General features: G+C 53.2%; 25 protein-coding genes and 1 pseudogene. 1 reads left to right on the forward strand and 25 read right to left on the reverse strand.

Translation table 11 applies throughout. The features are described 5' to 3' along the window. Positions 1-13: 13 nt before the first annotated feature. The 5 genes from RGV86_RS04570 to RGV86_RS04590 are packed head-to-tail and all read right to left on the reverse strand — an operon-like array spanning position 14 to position 4,659. Positions 14-2,461, reverse strand: coding sequence for a phage tail tape measure protein (locus RGV86_RS04570; protein ID WP_105280171.1), 2,448 nt, complete (start codon positions 2,459-2,461; stop codon positions 14-16). Continuing rightward, entirely contained in the window at positions 2,454-2,573 is a 120-nt protein-coding gene (locus tag RGV86_RS04575; protein ID WP_000785970.1) for a GpE family phage tail protein, read from the reverse strand. Before RGV86_RS04575 ends, RGV86_RS04570 begins: the two co-directional genes overlap by 8 nt. 32 nt (positions 2,574-2,605) lie before the next feature. Then, a complete protein-coding gene (locus tag RGV86_RS04580; RefSeq protein WP_001031303.1) occupies positions 2,606-2,881 on the reverse strand; it encodes a phage tail assembly protein in 276 nt (91 codons plus the stop codon). Positions 2,882-2,937: 56 nt separating this feature from the next. After that, positions 2,938-3,456, reverse strand: coding sequence for a phage major tail tube protein (locus RGV86_RS04585; RefSeq protein WP_001251408.1), 519 nt, complete (start codon positions 3,454-3,456; stop codon positions 2,938-2,940). A gap of 12 nt (positions 3,457-3,468) precedes the next feature. Beyond that, entirely contained in the window at positions 3,469-4,659 is a 1,191-nt protein-coding gene (locus tag RGV86_RS04590; RefSeq protein ID WP_105280170.1) for a phage tail sheath protein, read from the reverse strand. 78 nt (positions 4,660-4,737) lie between these two features. On the opposite strand from RGV86_RS04590, the gene RGV86_RS04595 reads away from it, so the two are divergent. Further along, positions 4,738-4,905, forward strand: a complete 168-nt coding sequence (locus tag RGV86_RS04595; protein ID WP_157917063.1) for a hypothetical protein — start codon at positions 4,738-4,740, stop codon at positions 4,903-4,905. 188 nt (positions 4,906-5,093) lie between these two features. On the opposite strand, the gene RGV86_RS04600 is transcribed toward RGV86_RS04595, so the two are convergent. The 20 genes and pseudogenes from RGV86_RS04600 to RGV86_RS04695 form a co-directional block, all read right to left on the reverse strand. Then, entirely contained in the window at positions 5,094-6,173 is a 1,080-nt protein-coding gene (locus RGV86_RS04600) for a hypothetical protein (protein WP_001516654.1), read from the reverse strand. Positions 6,174-6,241: 68 nt separating this feature from the next. Continuing rightward, positions 6,242-6,376: pseudogene (locus tag RGV86_RS04605) on the reverse strand (IS3 family transposase); the annotation flags it as partial. A gap of 125 nt (positions 6,377-6,501) precedes the next feature. After that, on the reverse strand, positions 6,502-7,080 hold the full coding sequence (locus RGV86_RS04610) for a tail fiber assembly protein (RefSeq protein ID WP_105280169.1): 579 nt from the start codon (positions 7,078-7,080) through the stop codon (positions 6,502-6,504). Further along, positions 7,080-9,701: a phage tail-collar fiber domain-containing protein gene (locus RGV86_RS04615; protein WP_105280168.1), complete on the reverse strand. Its 2,622-nt coding sequence runs from the start codon at positions 9,699-9,701 to the stop codon at positions 7,080-7,082. The genes RGV86_RS04610 and RGV86_RS04615 overlap by 1 nt, the downstream gene beginning before the upstream one ends. Positions 9,702-9,711: 10 nt before the next feature. Continuing rightward, entirely contained in the window at positions 9,712-10,242 is a 531-nt protein-coding gene (locus RGV86_RS04620) for a phage tail protein I (RefSeq protein WP_001285323.1), read from the reverse strand. Then, positions 10,235-11,143 (reverse strand): baseplate assembly protein, encoded by a 909-nt coding sequence (locus tag RGV86_RS04625; protein ID WP_309508411.1) that lies wholly within the window; start codon positions 11,141-11,143, stop codon positions 10,235-10,237. Before RGV86_RS04625 ends, RGV86_RS04620 begins: the two co-directional genes overlap by 8 nt. A gap of 4 nt (positions 11,144-11,147) precedes the next feature. Then, positions 11,148-11,495: a GPW/gp25 family protein gene (locus tag RGV86_RS04630; RefSeq protein WP_032139883.1), complete on the reverse strand. Its 348-nt coding sequence runs from the start codon at positions 11,493-11,495 to the stop codon at positions 11,148-11,150. Then, on the reverse strand, positions 11,492-12,127 hold the full coding sequence (locus RGV86_RS04635) for a phage baseplate assembly protein V (RefSeq protein ID WP_032139884.1): 636 nt from the start codon (positions 12,125-12,127) through the stop codon (positions 11,492-11,494). The genes RGV86_RS04630 and RGV86_RS04635 overlap by 4 nt, the downstream gene beginning before the upstream one ends. Before the next feature lie 77 nt (positions 12,128-12,204). After that, complete coding sequence (locus tag RGV86_RS04640; RefSeq protein ID WP_224732889.1) at positions 12,205-12,945, reverse strand: hypothetical protein; 741 nt, start codon at positions 12,943-12,945, stop codon at positions 12,205-12,207. Between the two features lie 11 nt (positions 12,946-12,956). After that, positions 12,957-13,415 carry a phage virion morphogenesis protein gene (locus tag RGV86_RS04645; protein WP_032139886.1) on the reverse strand — a complete coding sequence of 153 codons (459 nt, stop codon included), beginning with the start codon at positions 13,413-13,415 and terminating at the stop codon, positions 12,957-12,959. After that, positions 13,408-13,875 carry a phage tail protein gene (locus tag RGV86_RS04650; RefSeq protein WP_000917155.1) on the reverse strand — a complete coding sequence of 156 codons (468 nt, stop codon included), beginning with the start codon at positions 13,873-13,875 and terminating at the stop codon, positions 13,408-13,410. Before RGV86_RS04650 ends, RGV86_RS04645 begins: the two co-directional genes overlap by 8 nt. Continuing rightward, on the reverse strand, positions 13,838-14,083 hold the full coding sequence (gene lysC / locus RGV86_RS04655) for an Rz1-like lysis system protein LysC (RefSeq protein WP_231552033.1): 246 nt from the start codon (positions 14,081-14,083) through the stop codon (positions 13,838-13,840). Before lysC ends, RGV86_RS04650 begins: the two co-directional genes overlap by 38 nt. Beyond that, entirely contained in the window at positions 13,983-14,408 is a 426-nt protein-coding gene (lysB, locus tag RGV86_RS04660) for an Rz-like lysis system protein LysB (protein ID WP_032139887.1), read from the reverse strand. The genes lysC and lysB overlap by 101 nt, the downstream gene beginning before the upstream one ends. Beyond that, the gene (locus tag RGV86_RS04665) at positions 14,396-14,821 is read right to left on the reverse strand and encodes a DNZ54_00345 family protein (RefSeq protein WP_000736576.1); all 426 of its coding nucleotides are present in this window, start codon (positions 14,819-14,821) and stop codon (positions 14,396-14,398) included. Before RGV86_RS04665 ends, lysB begins: the two co-directional genes overlap by 13 nt. 14 nt (positions 14,822-14,835) lie before the next feature. Further along, complete coding sequence (locus RGV86_RS04670) at positions 14,836-15,333, reverse strand: glycoside hydrolase family 24 protein (RefSeq protein ID WP_032139888.1); 498 nt, start codon at positions 15,331-15,333, stop codon at positions 14,836-14,838. Further along, on the reverse strand, positions 15,333-15,614 hold the full coding sequence (locus tag RGV86_RS04675) for a phage holin family protein (protein ID WP_000123123.1): 282 nt from the start codon (positions 15,612-15,614) through the stop codon (positions 15,333-15,335). Before RGV86_RS04675 ends, RGV86_RS04670 begins: the two co-directional genes overlap by 1 nt. 3 nt (positions 15,615-15,617) lie before the next feature. Next, positions 15,618-15,821, reverse strand: a complete 204-nt coding sequence (locus RGV86_RS04680) for a tail protein X (RefSeq protein ID WP_001668220.1) — start codon at positions 15,819-15,821, stop codon at positions 15,618-15,620. Further along, positions 15,821-16,330: a head completion/stabilization protein gene (locus tag RGV86_RS04685; protein ID WP_309508410.1), complete on the reverse strand. Its 510-nt coding sequence runs from the start codon at positions 16,328-16,330 to the stop codon at positions 15,821-15,823. The genes RGV86_RS04680 and RGV86_RS04685 overlap by 1 nt, the downstream gene beginning before the upstream one ends. Before the next feature lie 99 nt (positions 16,331-16,429). Continuing rightward, complete coding sequence (locus RGV86_RS04690) at positions 16,430-17,167, reverse strand: phage terminase small subunit (RefSeq protein ID WP_309508409.1); 738 nt, start codon at positions 17,165-17,167, stop codon at positions 16,430-16,432. Positions 17,168-17,170: 3 nt separating this feature from the next. After that, positions 17,171-18,244 carry a phage major capsid protein, P2 family gene (locus RGV86_RS04695; RefSeq protein ID WP_016237184.1) on the reverse strand — a complete coding sequence of 358 codons (1,074 nt, stop codon included), beginning with the start codon at positions 18,242-18,244 and terminating at the stop codon, positions 17,171-17,173. Positions 18,245-18,288 lie beyond the last annotated feature (44 nt).

Below are 18,288 nucleotides of genomic sequence, written 5' to 3' on the forward strand. Positions count from 1 at the left end.
TTTCGTCACCTCCTTAACCGTCATGCATCATGCTGGCACGGGCGCGCGCACGTTTATCCCGCTCGTATTTTTCGAGCGCATCCTGTAACTGGCGGTCAAGCTGTGTCCCCGGCGCAGTACCCCCCGTCAGGCTGATGTGATATTCGTTTTTACTCTGGTCTACATAAGAGCGGCCAGCCGGTGCCGTGACCGGCTGATAAGCCTGATAACCTACATAAGAGCTGGTCGCCGGAATATAACCACCGCTGCCATACGTGGCGGCTTGAGTTCTGGCGGCGGTCTGGTCAAGTGTGTCTGACTCTTTGTTGATAACACCGAGTTTTTCCAGTACCCAGTCAATACCACTGCGCAGTTTGTTGAACGCATTAAGCGGCAGCATCAGCGCGTCAGCCAGTGCCTGCCCGAACATGACGCCCGTGTCACGGCAACGGTTCAGGGTGTCCTGGGTGGCTTTGACCGGGGCAATCAGGTTTTTAAACCACTGCCACGCGGCCTGTAACTTTTCACCCAGCCAGTCAAACAGCGGCTTAAGTGGCGTGAACAGTTCCCCCACCGGCGCAAATGCAGCTTTCAGCCCTTCAACCACACCGCCAAAGAATGCGCTGACAGGCTCCCAGTATTTACGGATAAGTAACGCCCCGGCGACAATGGCGGCCACCACAGCCACAACCGGCCAGCTAATCGCCCCGATGGCCGTCATAACAGCACTGCCAACCGTCGTGAAGATTGCCCCCATTGCGCCTGCTGCCGCGATGATGGCATTAATGCCGGTGATAACCGGCCAGGCTACAAGACCAATGGCACCGATGATGCCAGTAAGCGCCAGCGCGCCACCGACAATGAGGCCGATGGTTGACGCCAGTGATTTGTTTTTCTGGATCCAGCCGTCGAGTTTTAACACATACTTTGTGGCCGTCTGAGTGAGCTTACGCAGTGCGCCTTCCTGCTGGTCAAACAGGTCTGTCCCCACCGCCTCATAAGCGGACTGAAACTCCTTAAAGTCACCGCCGAGGTTATCCTGCATGATTTTAACCAGCTCTTCCGTTTTACCGTCCGAGGCTTTCAGCGTGGCGGTCAGCTTATCCAGTTTTCCGCTTGCTGCCGCTGCCAGTAAAACGTTCGCTGATTTCAGGGCTTCCTCACCAAAAATGGTTTTAAGGTATTCCCCCTTCTGAGACGTTCCCAGCTTGTGTTTATCAAAGCTGGCCTGAATCTCTTTCAGAATGGTGAACAACGGACGCATATTTCCCTTTTTGTCCGAGGTCTTAACGCCAAGCTCTTTGAGTGCATCCCATGCTTTTCCAGTCGGTGCCTGTAATCGGGTGACAACGGCACTGCTACCCGTCCCCGCCATTGACCCCCTGATGTTATTGTCATGCAGCACACCTGTCATGGCTGCTGCCTGCTCAAGACTTACACCTGCCGTCCTCGCAACCGGCCCGAGGTAAGTCAGTGCATCACTGAGTCCCTGAAAATCAGCCGCCGACTTATTCATCGTTGCCGACAACACGTCGCCCACATGGCTGACATCATCATTTGACAGTTGAAAGGATGCCTTAGTCCCCAGCAACAGTTGCGCGTTTTCTTCCATCGACCGCTGATTCGCCAGTGCCATATTCAGCGTGACCGGCGTTGCCGCCTGAATAGCCGCAGCATCTCCACCCGCTTTCGCAATGATAATCTGTGCACCGGCTGCATCATCTGCCGAGGCGGCGGTATTGTCGCCGAGCTGGCGCGCCTGCTTGCGGAGTGCGGTCATTTCGGCGGAGTCTTTTGCCACTCCTAGCACGGCCTGCAATTCTGAGTTTTTCTGCGCAAACTCATAACCGGGCATCAGCAGCTTAACTCCGGCCATCGTTCCCGCCGCCGCAATCCCCACACCGGCAGCGCCCACCGAGGCCATATTTCCGGCCAGTTCCTTTCCGGCCTGATAACGCTGTTTTACTGCGTTAAGTTTTGCCTGTTGCGCACTGACACGCGCCAGCGCGTCGCGCTGACGGTTAAGTTGTGCGGTGGTTTCACTGATACGGTTTTTCAGTCCCTGCTCATCATGTGCAAGATTGCGGGTATTAATTCCCACAGCGGCCAGTTCCCGCTGCTGGCGTTTAACGGAATCCGTCAGGCGGTTATATTTCGCCTGTAAGTCCTCCGCCGCACGCTTTGCGGATTCCAGCACTTTCGCCTGAGCACGGGTCGGACGTTCGGTGTTTTTAAACTGTGTGGCAAGGGCTTCGGCCTCCTGCCGTGCCTTTTCAAGTGCATGACCAGTCACGGCGAGCTGTGCGCTGGTCTTGCGAAATCCCTCAATACGGGATGCGTGACCGTTCAGCTCGCGCAGTGATTGTTGTGTTTCCCGGATATCCCCCGACAGCGACTTACTCGCTGTGCGGATGGATTTAAACGGGCGGGATGCCTGGTCAACAGCCCTGAGCAATACCTGTAATTTTACATTGTTACTCATTCGTGTTTCCGCTTCGCCGGAGCGCCTTTTCGCGCCATGTGATGAGTTCGGTCAGGCTCATGGGATACAGTTCTGATGGCGGCCAGTGAAATATCACTGCCACATCCGCCATCAGGTCATCGACCGAGAGATTTTTCGGAAACGTTACTGCACCGAGTTCGGCGACAAAAAACCGACCACCTTACCGGCCAGCGCCACAAGGTCAGGCAGCTCCAGCGCGGCGACCTCCTGCTCAGTCAGCATCGGTGCCGTCATGCGCGGCAGCACTTTAATCAGTGCATCGACTTCGGAGTTTGCGACCGCAGCCAGACTGACACCGCGCAGCGTCCCGGCATTGGGTTTCATCAGCGTGACCTGTTCGATAACCTGCTCACCACGCTTGACCGGGTTGTCCAGGGTAATCACATTTTCTTTGTTCATGGTTTTCTCACTTCTGAATCAGGGTTAACCGGTCAGCCTGGCTGACCGGATGAAAATCACAGGCCGATATTGCGGCGGTGTTGCTCCAGCCGGTCGACGCCGTTCACCTTCTCAATCATGTTGATGGTGTCGATTTCGACCAGCTCCTTACCGTCCATCGTCAGCCGGAAATAGGTGCAGACCACGGAGATTTTCGACTCGGTGTCTTCTCCCTGTTTACCCTCGCCGGTGTCGATTTCTTTCTGACGGCCACGCATGACCACTTCGACGGCCACCGTTTCACCGGTATCGTCGCGCTGGTAAGAGCCAGCAAAACGAATCGGTACGGCATCCACGCCGGTTGCGGCGTAAAGCTCCCAGATAACCGAATCAGGGAAGCCCCCGAGCGACCACTCCATTGACAGCGCATCGTCATCAAGGCCGAGGTCTACCGGTGCGCTGCCGTTCATCCCCGCACCGCGATAGTTTTCGAGCTTACGGGTCAGTTTTGGCAGCGTGACGGACTTTGCAACGCCCTGATAGCTGTAGCCGTTCAGAAAGACGTTCATTAACTTGAGTTTGCGCGGCATTGCCATCGGTCAGGCTCCTTAATTGCTGTTAACCGAGGTGACCAGACTTGCCAGGTATCTTGAAGTAATACGCTGGCGCAGGGTCAGGTTTTCGAGAGGAGGCACCGGTGTATAGTCGTAGTCGATATACAGTTTTCCGGCCTTGAGGGTTTCCGCATCGTTGGATTCTTCACTGAACCAGCATGTGCCATCCACAATATAACCGTTGTTTTTCAGTTCGCGGAATTTGGCATTGATGCCGTCAATGATGTCGCGGATCAGCGTTGCGGTGATAGGCTTATCAATAGCCCACATGTGCGCCTCAGCCATCGTGTCAGCCAGTACCTGCGCGGTGCGTGTGTAGCTTTCAAAGAGGAACAGCGGGTCATCAGAGCAGGTACGGTTACCCCAGAAACGGAAACCGTCGCGGCGAACCAGCGTTGTGACGCCTGCCTCGTTCAGCAGGTCAGCATCGGTGCCAGACTTCTGCAAATCCCAGAATACAGATGCGCTGATGCCGGTAACACCGTTTACCCCGACATTGGACAGCGTTTTATGCCAGCCCTGCTCCTGGTCGATTTTAGCACGCAGACCCAGCGCACGGGCGGTGGCATACGCGGTGGCGGTGGTACTGGTGACCGTATCCCATGCGAGGAAATCCGGCCAGATGACCATCAGCTCCCGCTGGCTGAAATTCTGGCGGTAGGCTTTCACCTCGGAAATGGTTTTACAGCCCCATGCGCTGATATACCCGAATGCATTCAGTTCCTGGCATACCGATGCCAGTGCGACGGCAACCTCTTTGGTGTCCAGCCCCGGCACACCGAGAATGCGCGGTTTAACGCCGGTAACCGATTCAGCCCCCATCAGGGCTTTCAGTCCGGTGTACTGACCATTTTCGTCGGTGGTGCCGATGATATTGGAAACGGTCTGCGCGAGTTTCGTTTCTTCGTCGTCGCCGGTTCCGTCTTCCACGCGCACGACAACAGTGACCGGTTTTGACTGGTCGGCGATAGCCTGCAACGACGCCGCCAGCGTGCCTTTTTTACCGGCCTTTGCAATTGCGCTCTGCACATTGGTAATCAGCACCGGTTTATTGAGGGGGAAGATTTCCGCATCCGCATCGCTGGCCGTGCAGACCATGCCAACAATGGCGGTGGATACGGTGGAAATGACGCGGGTGCCGTCGTTAATCTCCAGCACCTGCACGCCGTGATGATAGTCACTCATCCGTTTAACTCCGTGGTTAATGGGTGCAACTATTTTCTGTTGGGCAGTGCATGAGACGCTATTTGACCTGACTGGTCAGTGGATGAAACAACAGATAAAGAAAAGGCGGGCAATCAGCCCGCCAGTCTTGATTTGTACTCGCTCAGTTTCCAACTGACAATTTACGTAGCCAAAACGCTATCAGCTCTGACAGCCAGCTTTGAGCGAGTCGAAAAAGTTCATACCTTTCTGCTGGTGAAAGTTTAACTAACAGTTCAACCTATCAATTAATTGATGAACAGGTTGAGGCGTTTTTAATATCTCTGCGTCATCTGAGACGATTTTGCGCTACAGGATTTACGGCTTATCTGGGGGCATTCTTGAGCCCTGACTCCTCTGAAAACATAATTAGGCCATACCTGTGACCTGCTCTTCGTTGGTAAGGTTAGCGAATATTAATCTGAGTCCATTTTCCCAAACTCTGTCAGGCCGAAAACGGAGCTACCAGAAACATGAGCTTGTAAGCCCGCTTCCTGCATGTCACTCAATTCAACTTCTTGGCTATCCTCTAATCCGATAGAGAACATGGGATAGGCCCAGTTCCAATTCGGATCAGGAACCAAACTATTATTCTCTATCTTGAAAAAGCTGACCATGAGATGATGCCTTCCCTGTATCGCCTCTTCATCATTGATGTTGACCAGTACACCAAAGTGCTTGTAGCCGGCTTGTCCATTCTCGAACATTTTTATCTTGGTGCCGTTTCTGAACATCCAAAAAGAATGATTTCCAGTGGAATCAGCGACCTGCAAGTTATCTTCGTCAATTTCCCAATTAAGATATTGTTTGATATCAGACTTTGGTTTGAGTTTTTCGTCATTACTAAACCATTGTATTGCCGGAAGTGGAAGGTGAAGACCTTCCGGCTGGGGAGGCTGACCTGCAGCAATGGAATGCATGATCTCTGTCATTGATGGAAGCCCCATCAAATGCCATACATCATGGATATCCTTTTTAAGTATAAGAAGCCCTTTGGATACACCATCCGCGTAAGTTGACTTTAAGCGGACTAGTATGTCCTTGTTACCATCTTTGTCGAGGTCTTCAATGTTTACTGAAGAAGCCACAACCTCGTCGTCCCCTGCGTCTGGGATGATTGCCCAATACCCAATATCGTAGAATCCAGGTCTGCCAACCACCTTATCTATCAAACTCTGTCCAGAGGGCTCGAAGACCATCAGGAAACGGCTAAGGGCACCATTTGTGCTCACAGCTCTTCCGTAGACTACAACGGAGTTTGAGGTGCTTAGATCGAGAGACTCGCTAGCCACTGAGTCAAACGCCACTGAGTCCAAATGTGTGGCAAGCTGCTGCTGGATGCACTCCCGAGCCATTTCAACTAATTTTTCGCGAACATCAGCAGATCGTATTGGCTGTGAAGTGAAATGGAAAAGCCCTACTGTAGCCGCTATGCCTATTATTCCCGAAATAACGGTACTTAGAACCTGCTCCTTTACCACTTTCACAACTTTCATCAATAGCTTCTTCAACTTCACTTCAGGCACCTAAATACTATTAAACTTGTCATGGGAAAATCCGATTATTATTGTAGAGAACAACAAAAACTGGCCTCGATTTTAGAGTTTTTCCAGTATCTATTTTCCGACTCGTTCGGCGGTAATCCACCGTTATATTCATGAGGCCGGGGTGCACTATAATATTCAACTATATACTCTGTTTGTAGTGGCACATTAAATTTGGTGACAGATATGCATCACGTCCGCTCCTAGCACAGAGCGGACAGTCAGATTAGGTTTTACTCTGTGCCATAGATGAGTAATCTCACACCAGAGCTAATACGATTTATTGCGGCATTTCTGGCCATTCTATATCCGGAGCATTTTCCGGCTGAACGCGATTCAGTAGCACACGGTATTTTTTCCAGTGTGTCAGGCTTAACTTTTCTTCCTCGGTAGCCATATCTAAATCGACAGCATCCTGCAGCGTGGCAATAATTTCACCTGCATATGCAATCAGCTCTTTCTTCTGAGAGTCAGCCGCTCTGACAAGCGCATCACGCTCTGCATTCTCATCATTCACCCACGCATTTCCGTTCCATTTCTGATAATCCCCATCCGGGGAAATGGCTGTCACGTCTGGAGGTAATGCGCCAAGTTCAGAAATATAAATGGCTGCTCCCGTTTTCGTTTCGTAGACGGTCTTTCCGCGATGGTCTTCCATCAGTTCCCATTTCATTTCAGCTGCATTGAAAACGGCAGCAAAACCCGCCGGAATATCAGGCGGTGCAATATCTGTACTGTTTGCAGGCAGACCTGTATGCGGCGGAATATATGCGTCACTTTCACCAATAAATTCATTGGTTCCATCAAGTAAATTGAAAACGCGGATAGTTTGTGCTTCTGCACTCATTCTGAAAGCCATTATGCAAGCCTCACAATATAGTTAAATGCGATGTTTTTGACGGTGTTTTCGGTATTACCCGTAGCATTTACCGTGATGGTGTGTCCGTGCGCACCCAGGGCCACAGTGTGTGCATGGGCACCAATACCTACAGTGTGGTTATGCTGACCAATATCCACCGTATGGGCGTGCGCTCCGGCGGTGCTGGACACCTGATTGTTTCCTGAAGCCTGTACACGCTGTTTTCCACCGACAGAGTCGCCGCCATAAACACCACCGACAGTGTGCGTATGATTGCCCGTACTGTTCGTTGATTTTGTGCCGTGGTTAAATGTACTGACCGTCTTCGTGCCGTAATCAAATGAACTGGTCGTTTTCGTTCCTAAGTCCGTATTTGACGCACTGGCGCTGTGAGTATGCGATTTAATCCCGTCCTGTTCCTGTGACAATACGGCACGCCCACTGGCGGGTTTGCCCTTGATTGTCCAGCCGCGCATATCTGGAATAACACCAGAAGGATAGGCTATAGCCAGTTTCGGATATGCTGCCTTATCAAACGTCTGCCCCTGCATAATTGCATAGCCCGCAGGTGGTGTATCTGATGGCCACGGCAGCGGAACACCAGGCGGAAATGCTTCAATATTTGCCGAGCCGTCAAATTTTACGCCGTTAATTGTCCTTGCCGTTTTCAGCTTTGTTGCTGTAGCCGCATTGCCGGACAGTTCACCAGAAAGGCCTGCACTGAATGTCTGTTTTGCCTCCCATGTCTGGGCTTCGTCGATAATTGGTAGCCGACGAATATTGAAGCTACGCTCCCCAGGATTTCCATATAAGCGGACTGTAAAAAAACGATAGTTGGTTTTGTTTGAAGTGCTGCGCCATACCTGCATTGAACGGGCGACACCTCCGCCTTCACTGGGGCCAACAGTGATATTTATCAGGTTAGTATCAATGACGCCCCATTCCATCCCATCGGGAATATTGGTCATATCTGAAAGCCTGACAGTTATCATGCTGCCCGGTATAAAGTCGTAGGTCTGCCAGTCCAGACTGGATAACCTGTCGGTAACACCGCCGACACCTAATTTAGTGAGTAATGATTTTGAGTTGTATACTTCCGCCCATTCCCCCCAGTCAGTTTCACCGCTGGCGCGGGTTCGCTGAAATGTCCGGTTTTTATAGGCATCCGTTGCTGAAACAGTCGTGTATGTCTGGATATACGATTCAATATCACAACGTTTTTTCACTTCAACTATTGAGCCAACAGCAAGATCTTTAGAGTCGGTGACAGGTGCATTTGTGGCCTGTTTCGTAACGCTATAAATACCAGGCTTTAAAAGGTCATCAAGATCCCCTGAATAAGTCCATCCCGTGGACTGATACCCAACAGCAATCCAGTCCTCCCATTGTGGATTTTCTGCATCCCATGAGGCAGTCAGTCCACGAATGTACATAGTCCCACTACGGGTGGTGTAACGTTGCATCCTCCCATACAGACCGCCTTCAAAGACTTCCAGAATACCCTGCCCAAAACTCCCTTCCTCCGGGAAATGACGGTCAAATGAGGCTATTGATGTACTGCTATTGCGCCATATTCCCAGGTGTTCCGCACCACCTAAAGAATTCAGGTCAATTGGCGTGCTTAATGGGCGAGTCCCGCTTGTAATAACTCTCCATGCACTCCATACAGGACTGACAGGGTTCCATTCTGCATCAAGCATCCGAATGTAAATATTACCGGTTCGGGTGGTGTAGCGTTGTGTGCAGTGAAAGCGACCAGCATTGAATACTTCCAGAACCCCATTGCCTTTATCTTCAGGGTAACCAGACTCTGGTTTTGCAGTGGATTGTGACGGGCATGACCACGTTCCAAGATATTTTTCTTCTGGGCCATAGGAGTCAAGATTGTCAGTGGTTGGAATCATTCCATTGTGTTTCATAAACGTCAGGCTGGTAACGCCAACATTGTCCAGAAAAGCGCCCTTATCTGGAATATCACCACCGTTCTGGTCTTTCTGCAGACGTTTCTCAGCATTGTCATAGGCTGCTTTTACTGCCTTTGGCGTTGCTGCCAGCTTTTCACTGGTGCTGTTTGTTGCACTGCTTAACTGGGTAAAACCTTTTTCTGTCAGCGTGGCGTCAGGATGGCGGCGGGACTGCTCATGCTCTGCGATTTTGTCATCGACGTAATCCTGTGTCGCCATCACTGTGCTGGCATCAATACTCAGCTCAACGGACGCCACGTTACTGACAATAATGACCATGCGGCAGGTCTGCGCACGTCCGGAGCCTTCAGCCAGTTCAGGCTTATAGCTTTCTGCCATGTTAGCGACCGCAATCAGTGTTCCGACATCGTCATACAGACCAAGCTCACGCATCCAGAAACCGCCCACTTCGGGCGGTACAACCAGTTCAGCCACGATATAGTTTTTATTCTTATTATCCACGCTGACTTTATTCAGAGCGTGACGCCAGACCTCATGCACCAGCTTCGTCTGACCGGCATCCGGCACCGGCAATTTGCCATTTCCGTCACCCACGGCCATTGCAGACAGGGTTACTTTTTTCCCGCCGGGGACAGTGGCGGCAGCCAGCTTTGCGGCTCCGGCAGTAGTGATAACGGTTTTAAATTTCGTGCTCATTGTTTCTCACTTATCCGGGATAAACAGTAATAACATCACCATCACAGACCACACCGCCTGTATACAGATAGCCGGGAATGTCCTGGATAATGTTCAGACCGATAAGGTGGCGACTTGCGGGTTTGGCATCGGCAATCAGCCGTTCCATTTCCAGATACATTTCCTCTGTGATACCGCTTTCCAGTACGCCGATATCAAGCCGGAAAGTGCCGGGCGGGTCGTTTGTCTCCCACCATTCCTTTACGTTAATGAGATAGCCGAGCGGCTCCACCACGCGTCGGATTGCGCCTATAGTGCCCTTATGACAGTGAATGAAATAGGCATCGCGGATAACGGCGCGTTTTGTCGCTTCCGGCCACTTTTCATCCCACCTGTCGACCGAAAACGCCCACGCCAGCCACGGCAGCAGATTTGCCGGGCAGGTGTCCGGATTCCACAGCTCACGAATACTGACCGGCGTTTTTTCAATTTCCGCACAGGCTTTTGCGGCGGCGACCTCAAGCGGTGATGAGCCGGTCGGCAGCAGTCGCGAATCACTCATCCGAGCCTCCGGTCACGACGTTGTATTCGGTACAGAAAGACGCCTGCGTACTGTTGAGCACGATGTCGGCCAGCGGAGCAGTCAGTTCGACACGCTGCACGCCTTCCACATGCAAAGCGGCATAAATGGCAGACAGACGGATGTCACGCCCCAGCCGGTGCTGTGCCGTGATATACGCTTCCAGTTTTTTCACAGCAGCAGCGCGAATGGGTTCGCTTTCGGGACCAGGGTAAAGGTAAAGCGTGGCGTTTATCTGGTATTCAACGATGGCGGCAGACTGCACGGTCACGCGGTCGGCCACCGGCCTGACGTCCTCGCCATTAAGAGCGTTACGCACCACCGCCAGCAGGTCTTCGGATGCGACACCGTTATTTTCACGTGACAGCACAGAGATGGTGACGCAGGCCGGAGAAGGACTGGTGACAGAGATATCCGCGACACGCCCGTCGGCACTGCGACCATGATACTGATAGGCACCCACCGACCCGGCAACGCTTAAACCTTCAAACGCCTGCTGAATACGCAGACGATAATCGGTGTCAGACTCCATCACTGCCGGTGTCGGCGGGATGGTCGAATCATCTGCCGGGATGATAGTCAGGCGTGTGGTGTTGTAATTGGCACCAATCACATCAAGGTCATTACCGGCAGCACAGGCCAGCATCACCGCCCGTGCGGCCTCATTCACACGCTGACGCCAGATAAGCTCACGATAAGCATTTTCCTCCAGCAGTTTGACGAGAGGTTCGGATTCCAGCGTCAGGGTACGGGCGACCGCCTCCTGCTGGTCTTCCGGGTAAAGGGAAATTAGTGTCGCCTTGCGTTCGGCAAGAATGGTTTCAAAGTCCAGCTCCTCGACCACATCCGGTGCGGGTAGCTGGTTCAGGTCGATAATCGGCATGGTTTCAACTCACAGGGATGGTTAACGAAAGTGGCTGGCCGGTGTCGTTGTGCTGGCCGGTTAACGTGACCGTCATTCGCCCGTCAAAACCGCGCTCAGTGGTGACGGATGACAGGGTGACGCGGGGTTCCCATTTCAGCACAGCCATGTAACAGGCGACCTTAATCTGCAACTCAAGCGCCGGAGTCTGCGGCTGGTCAATCATTGACGCCAGCAACGAGCCGTAATCTCGACGCATCACCCGTGAGCCGACGGGGGTACACAGGATATCGCCGATACTCTGGCTGATATGCTCAAGGTCAGTGACAGTCAGGCCATCACTGCGATTCATTCCGAGATAACGCGCTGTCATAAAGGACTCCCGGTTGTGCCGCCGCTGTCGCCGGGGTGTTTGTGGGTATGCAGTACCTTACCGTTTGATGAGAGTTCACCGCCGGTGTGTTCAATGTTGCCGCGCATCGTCCCGCCCTTCCGTACTTCCAGCGTGCCGGTAATCAGCCTGTTGGTGCAGACCACCTCCGGCGTGTCCAGAGTGACACGGGTTGATGCTTTCACCGTGACCACCGGCACCGTGGCAGTAACAGAATCAGAAGCCGTCACGCTGGCCGTTTTAATTCCGCTTACCGTCAGTGCACTGGTTTCGGGTTCATACTCAATCACCGCCCCGTCAGGGAAACGGATATGCAGGGCATCAGCCGACGCAGACGGCGCAGGGTTATCGCCGGAATAAATCCCCGGCAGAACGAACGCCGTGTCGAGTTCACCGCCCACGGCCAGAATCAGCACCTGTTCCCCCACGGAAGGTGCCCACCATGTGCGCGAACGTCCGGCGCGATGGGTCAGCCACTGAAGCCAGTCGGTGCACATGCCGCCGGTCTGCACACGGCAGCGACCGGCTTTAAGGTTGGTTTCGACGACAAGGCCGGTACGAATCATGTTGCGCAGTGCGCGCGCGAGTTCCTGAATATTTGCGAGAGTGTTCATAACGGGAAGGATGCCGCTGGACGATACCAGCAGCAATCATGGAGGATTCTGTCAGCTGTGACACAACATAATAAATATTAGTTGTAGCACTTCTCTATAATCTTCATACACTCCTCATGAGCTAAATCATGGCTGTCAAATTCTTTATTAAAAAAGAAGAAAAACGCCTTCTTAACCTGAGGCATTTCAATAAAAATAAATTCATCAACCTTATGAAAGAAATGAAAACTCTTGTTTGATGTTTCAAAAACCATCAAAGAATTATGTTTTTTATCCTTCCATTTCGACATCAGATTGCGTCGCGATTTTCGTATAATCCTGAAGACATCCCCCGGCGTCGTATCGACATTCCCCCAAAACATTGCAACCGGGAAGTTTGCAAGGAACGGGATATAATCACCACCTTTATACCTGAGAAAGCGGTTCCGCAAATCCATTAATTGCAACTTAAAACCCATGTATTGCAACCACCATATGATGCAATCATACTCATAATCTGTTAACTCCTCTCCCCTCTTTTCCGTAAGAAATTTCTTCAGGTTATACTCAAACACTCCCAGCAAATCAGAATTGCACACTCTGCATGCTGGTACAGTGGCTTTAATGTAATGAGTTGACTGATTATTCTTTTTATTAATTAAAGATTTTTCAGCATTTGACTCAAAGGCCCACTGAGGAATAATGTGCTCACGAGTAATATCGTCAGAACTCCCGCATAACACACATATATCAGCATTATGGTCAGCAATAATACAATCCATAACTTTCTTTTGAGAGTGCTTTACTCTTTTTCTCAAAATAGAAAACTTTTCATCCATAAACACCCGTCTCATATAACATCTTTCGATAGAATCACTAATAACTCCCTTTCTATCAATTGTATAGATTCCTTGTCAAAACCAAATAACTCACGAACAGGATATTCCACCACAGCACTATTACGCCCCGGCTTATCCTTAAGCCCTAATTGATGTACTCGCGCAATTCGTTGCACTCCGCTGGCAAACTCCACCACCGCCGCACTCTCGCTACCTGTTGCTTTCATAAACCGGTTAGTGCGTAATTTCACAAACATTTCCCGCTTTATCCGGCCTTTCTTATTTCGCACTGGCTGGTTTTTTCTCGGTACATACGGCGTACCATCCGGGCCTTTTTGTAATTTAATTCGCTGCTGCTGGCGCTGGCGCAGTTTCTTCGCAATATCTACCGCCAGTCGCCGACGCCCTGACGGTGACAGCGACTCAATCAGTCCGGTCAGCCGGTCTTCAAAACGCTTAAACTCATTCATCCCACTTGCTCACCAGTTCGCCATTGATATACAGCTCCATCGGGCGGGTAACCGGCTCCGGCGGCGGAGGTTCAGGGATATTCTTCACATGCAGCGCGCCGTCCACCTCACTGACCAGCGTGCGCTCGGTCAGCATCAGGCTGATGCTTATATCAAAGCTGCTGTCATTGTTGATGTCTGCATAAAACGTGAAGCCCTTTTTCTGGCCTTCGTCGGTGGTCATGATGTCGGGCTGATTTTCCCGTAGCCACGCCAGCACCGGCACGATGAGCAGGTCAAAATCACCGGTAAAGTCGGTCACAATCACATTGAGCGTGTAACGCTTTTCGAACGACAGCGACGTCGCCAGTGTGGAGGCAATACTCCCGTTATCCACGAATATCCGCAGCATATCGGGGTTAGTTTTCAGCACCGTGACGGCATCAGTCAACGCCCTGCGCAGGCTGTCGGGTTTGAGCATCGTTTTCGTCCTGACAGTGTTTAATCATTTTTACCTGGCTGGCACAGCGTGCCAGCGCGTTCTCAAGCTGCCTGATATCAGCACTTAAATCGCCGTTCGTCTGCGGGTCACTGCCCGGCATCGGGCAAAGACTCACTTTCGGGCAGGCGTTGGCGACAATCACTGGCGTCGGTGCAGGCCGGACGCTGGTGCAACCGGCGCACAGCATCAGGCAGGTCAGCACCGTACCAGCGGCGAAAATCTTCGTTTTCATTGAGTAACCTCGTGATGGTTTTCTCGCGCTGTGCTTCACGCTTCGCGGCGTTTTCCAGTTCCTGACGCAGTGCAACCTGCGCCAGCTCGTTTTTGTCTGCCCTGGTGATGGCAACATGAAGCTGATTTTTCAGCATGGTGATGGTCGCCTGCTGCCCGCTGGCGACGTTGTTCGCCCTGTCCAGCGAGGCGCGCAGGCTGGCGTTTTCATGCTTCACCAGAAACAGCGCCGCCACCGCCAGCGATAACAACACAACCATCACAATCATCAGCTTTGACATAGTTCCCGCCCCTCAAAACGCTGACGGCAGGCCGTACGTATCAGCCGGAAGAACACCGACGCCACGAGGTAAATCAGCGCAGTAAAAATCCACCCGGCGGCAACCAGCGAGATAAACGTCGCCACCATCACCACCAGAGCCGCCGCCCGTCTGCGCCACGGCACCGGCTGCAAAAACAGCGACGTGACAATCTTCACGGCCAGCGATTCCGGCGGCAGCTCCCGTCCGTAGCGTTCCAGCACATACTCCGTGGCATACACGCCGACACCACTGGCAACCACACAGATAACCGTCGCCAGAATCGCCCAGGCAGCGACAAAATTGACGGCCACGCTCTGCGGGTAAATCAGGGACAGTGCCAGCATCAGCGCCAGTGACACGTTCAGCATCAGTGAAAGGGATAATTTCTTCATGGTGTTTACTCCGTTTAAGCCGGTACGCCGCCGGCGGTACGCCAGACGGTGACCAGTTTTTCCAGTGAATGCTCACGCTGACCGTAACCGGCACCCGGCAGGGACGCCCAGATATTGCGACAGCGTGAAATGGCGCGTTCAATGCGTCCCACCCGGATGTCATCCAGTGCACCGCGTTCGCGGATCAACTGAATGGCAAGTCTGTCCTGTGACAACGGACTGAAATCCGGCAGGGCAAGCTGTTTGCGGTAGTGTGGCCAGAACAGGTAAAGCTGCTGATAGCGACCGGAGGCCGTGGATTTTTCACCGCGACGGTTAAACACCTTCGCCGGTCGGCCATGCGCGAACGGGTGGTCACTGTAGTCGGTGAAAATTTCCGGCTTCCCGTCCAGTCCGGTGACTATCACGTCATAGCCCCGGTTTTTCGTCAGCGGATGATTCGCCGTCCCTTCGGACACGGCCAGCATGTCGAGAAAGGCGGCGATATTCTGGTGCGTGTTAATTACCGGCATTACGGTTTCCCCCTGCCCTTAAAGCGGCGCTGAATGGCAATCTCAATCACCTGATAACCGGCGATACCCAGCATGGAGCCGATGCCGCACACCGCAGGCAGTGACAGGTCAGGAAACTGCACCAGAACAACACCGGCAACCATCGAGACAAAACCACCGAGCAACATGCGCCCGATAAACAGACGCGGGGTGATGGGTTCACCACCGGCAAGCACCTTGCCGACAACAATCAGCACCCCAATCATGAAAAGCGACAGGACGCTTTTTTCTTCTGCTGTCATGCGTTACTCCCACAGATTGACAGTTTCAGCCACGGGCGCGGTCTGAACGTCGGGCAGTTCGACGGCGGTGCCGTGTGGCAGCACCGCACCCAGTTCAGACAGTCCCGGATTTGCGGCGAGCACGGTCTCAACCACGCCCTCAGTGCGCCCGTAATACCGGACACAAATGGCGTCGAGCGTGTCGCCCTGTAGCGCAAAGGTCTTCATCAGATTTGACTCACGATGCAGCGCGGCTTGTCCTGGATACGCGCCACCGCCCAGCGCATATCCCGCCACAGCTCATCAATGGTGCTGTCTATGCTGTCGGCCTTTTTGTCGCCTTTCGCACTGGCATCCACGCCGCGATAACGCTCATAAAGCGACGCGGTCGCCATCGCACACACGGCGCGCTCGTAGTAAAAAACCTTGATGCTTTCACCGTCGATGTCGTCCGCCGGGACGTCCGCCAGACGCGTAAAACCGGCGGCAATTTTCTGTTCGCGATACTCGTACAGCTCCGCATTCGTCTCCGCCATGCCTGACTTGATGGCCTCTCGCAGACGGGCGGGGGCGACGGTCTGCTCAAGGCGCATACGTTCCCGGATGCGCTTCGGGTCGATATCGGGAAAAAAGAACGTGTTTTTAATCACCGGCTCGTCGCCTGCCGGTTGCGGGATGACCACCGTACCCTCACCGGGCACGGGAGCCTCCTTTCGCGGAATAATCAGCGTCATCATGACTACCTCTGAAAAGTCGGGCGGTGGACGCCGGTGCAGTGTCAGGTGATTCACCCTCACTGACCGGCGTGCCGCCCTGGCGCGGGGCGCATTCGGTTGTTAACTGGCTTTCTTTTTCGGGCGTCCACGTTTTGCCGGTGTCGCACTCCGGGTCTTACGCGGGGCGCGGGTGACCGCTTTTGGCTCCGGCTTCGGTTTCAGCTCCCGCTCCAGTCGTTCAATCTCTTTTTTGACGCCTGCCTGACAGTCGAGCTGTGTCGCACGTTGCAGGTGTGCCAGCGCACCGGCGGCATCACCACCGTCACGCAGAAACAGACCGGTGATTTTGTGCAGCTTTGCGCGCACTTCATCAGGCATGTCAGCCGTGGCGGTCAGTTCAAGGGTGTCCGTCAGCAGGCGGGGATCCACAGACTCACCGGCAACGTGGGCGCGCATGGCCGCGAGCGCCACCTCCTCGGTGAACATGTACGGCGGGGTGCGGCGGTGTTTACCCGGCATGGTCAGACCGTACTTCAGGGCATAACGGGCAATCTCCAGCGCACCGGCAATATCGCCGGTATCCAGACGCCACAGCATGACTGTCATCAGAATGTCATCCTGTGCACCTTTGCCCTGCTCCAGTACGCCGTTCACCCACGGCAACCAGAACGGCAGCAGTTCGCGTTTTTTTGCGGCCTTCAGCTCTTTTGAATAAATCGCTTTCAGTGTGCGCTGGTCTGCGGCGAGCTTGACCAGCATCTGCTCATAGACAGTTGCATGTCGCAGCGGGGCGGCTTCCCGCTGCGCGGTCATCGCTGCCGAGACCCGCATCATGTGGCGCTGTGCGGGACTCGTCATCGGTTACGCTCCCGGCTCTGCGGTCGCCTTAGCCGGTGTGGAGAAATCACCGACCTTAATTTTTTCCACCAGACAACCGGCGGCGTAGTCTTCCACCACGTAATCAATGTTCATTGACTCGTAGTTCTCCACGCGGTCGAGTTTCGGGTTTTCCTCAATCACGCGGCGATGGCTGTCATCCATGTAGTAGATGGACAGGTTTTCCAGCTTCGTGATGAGCATCGCATCCGCCGGGAAGTACGGGACGCGTACCGCCGGCAGGTTACCGATGCGTTTCTGGCTGATGATGACGTCAGCGGCCAGCATCTCGCTGTTGTCCTGCTCCTTGTTAACGATGGGGAAATACTTGTCCGCCAGTAGCTGACGCCCCACAATCACCACAAGGTCAGGGTCTTCCTGATACCACGGTTCAATCAGGTTGTTGGTCGCATCCATCACCAGTGCATCAAGGCTGGCATAATCACCGCCCTTACCCACGCGGATGACCTCAGAGGTGGTGTGCCCTTCCTCGTCAGTGACCTTGCTCATCACGCGCGCCGGGGCTTCATTGCGGTATTTCTGCAGCCAGCCGACCGCCACATCCTGCAGCATCGGATTGCTGCTGCGGTCAGAGGTTTCGGCACGCCTCACGCCGTTAAAACCGGCCATGATTAAATCAAGGGACTGGCGTTTGATAATGGCGTTACGGACACGGAGCTGGAAATCCTGATAACGCGCCCACAGGTCCAGCGTTTTGTAGCGGATATAAAAATCGAAGTTAATCTGGTCGCATTCGTACTTGTTTGACGCCAGCTTCGAGAAGTCCTTCGGCTGACGCTCGGTGCCACCGGCGGTGTCGGTGGTGCTGGCGATGGAGCCGGTGACACCAATACCAATTTTTTCCCCTTTCATTTCGCTGACCGGCACAATGTTGATGCGGGTCAGGAAATCAGAGGACTCCTGCATGGTGTTCATCAGGGTCTGGGTGACCGACGGTTCAACGGTGAATTTTTTCGACACATCACCGGCGTCGATGCCGTTCAGTTCGGCAACACGGGACAGGTAAGCATTAAATTTAAAGCGGGTTTCCTGGCGCATAGTTTTTCCTGAAATTAAGGGTTAATCGTGAAGGTTTTCCCGGA

Source organism: Escherichia ruysiae, assembly GCF_031323975.1.
Lineage (GTDB): Bacteria > Pseudomonadota > Gammaproteobacteria > Enterobacterales > Enterobacteriaceae > Escherichia > Escherichia ruysiae.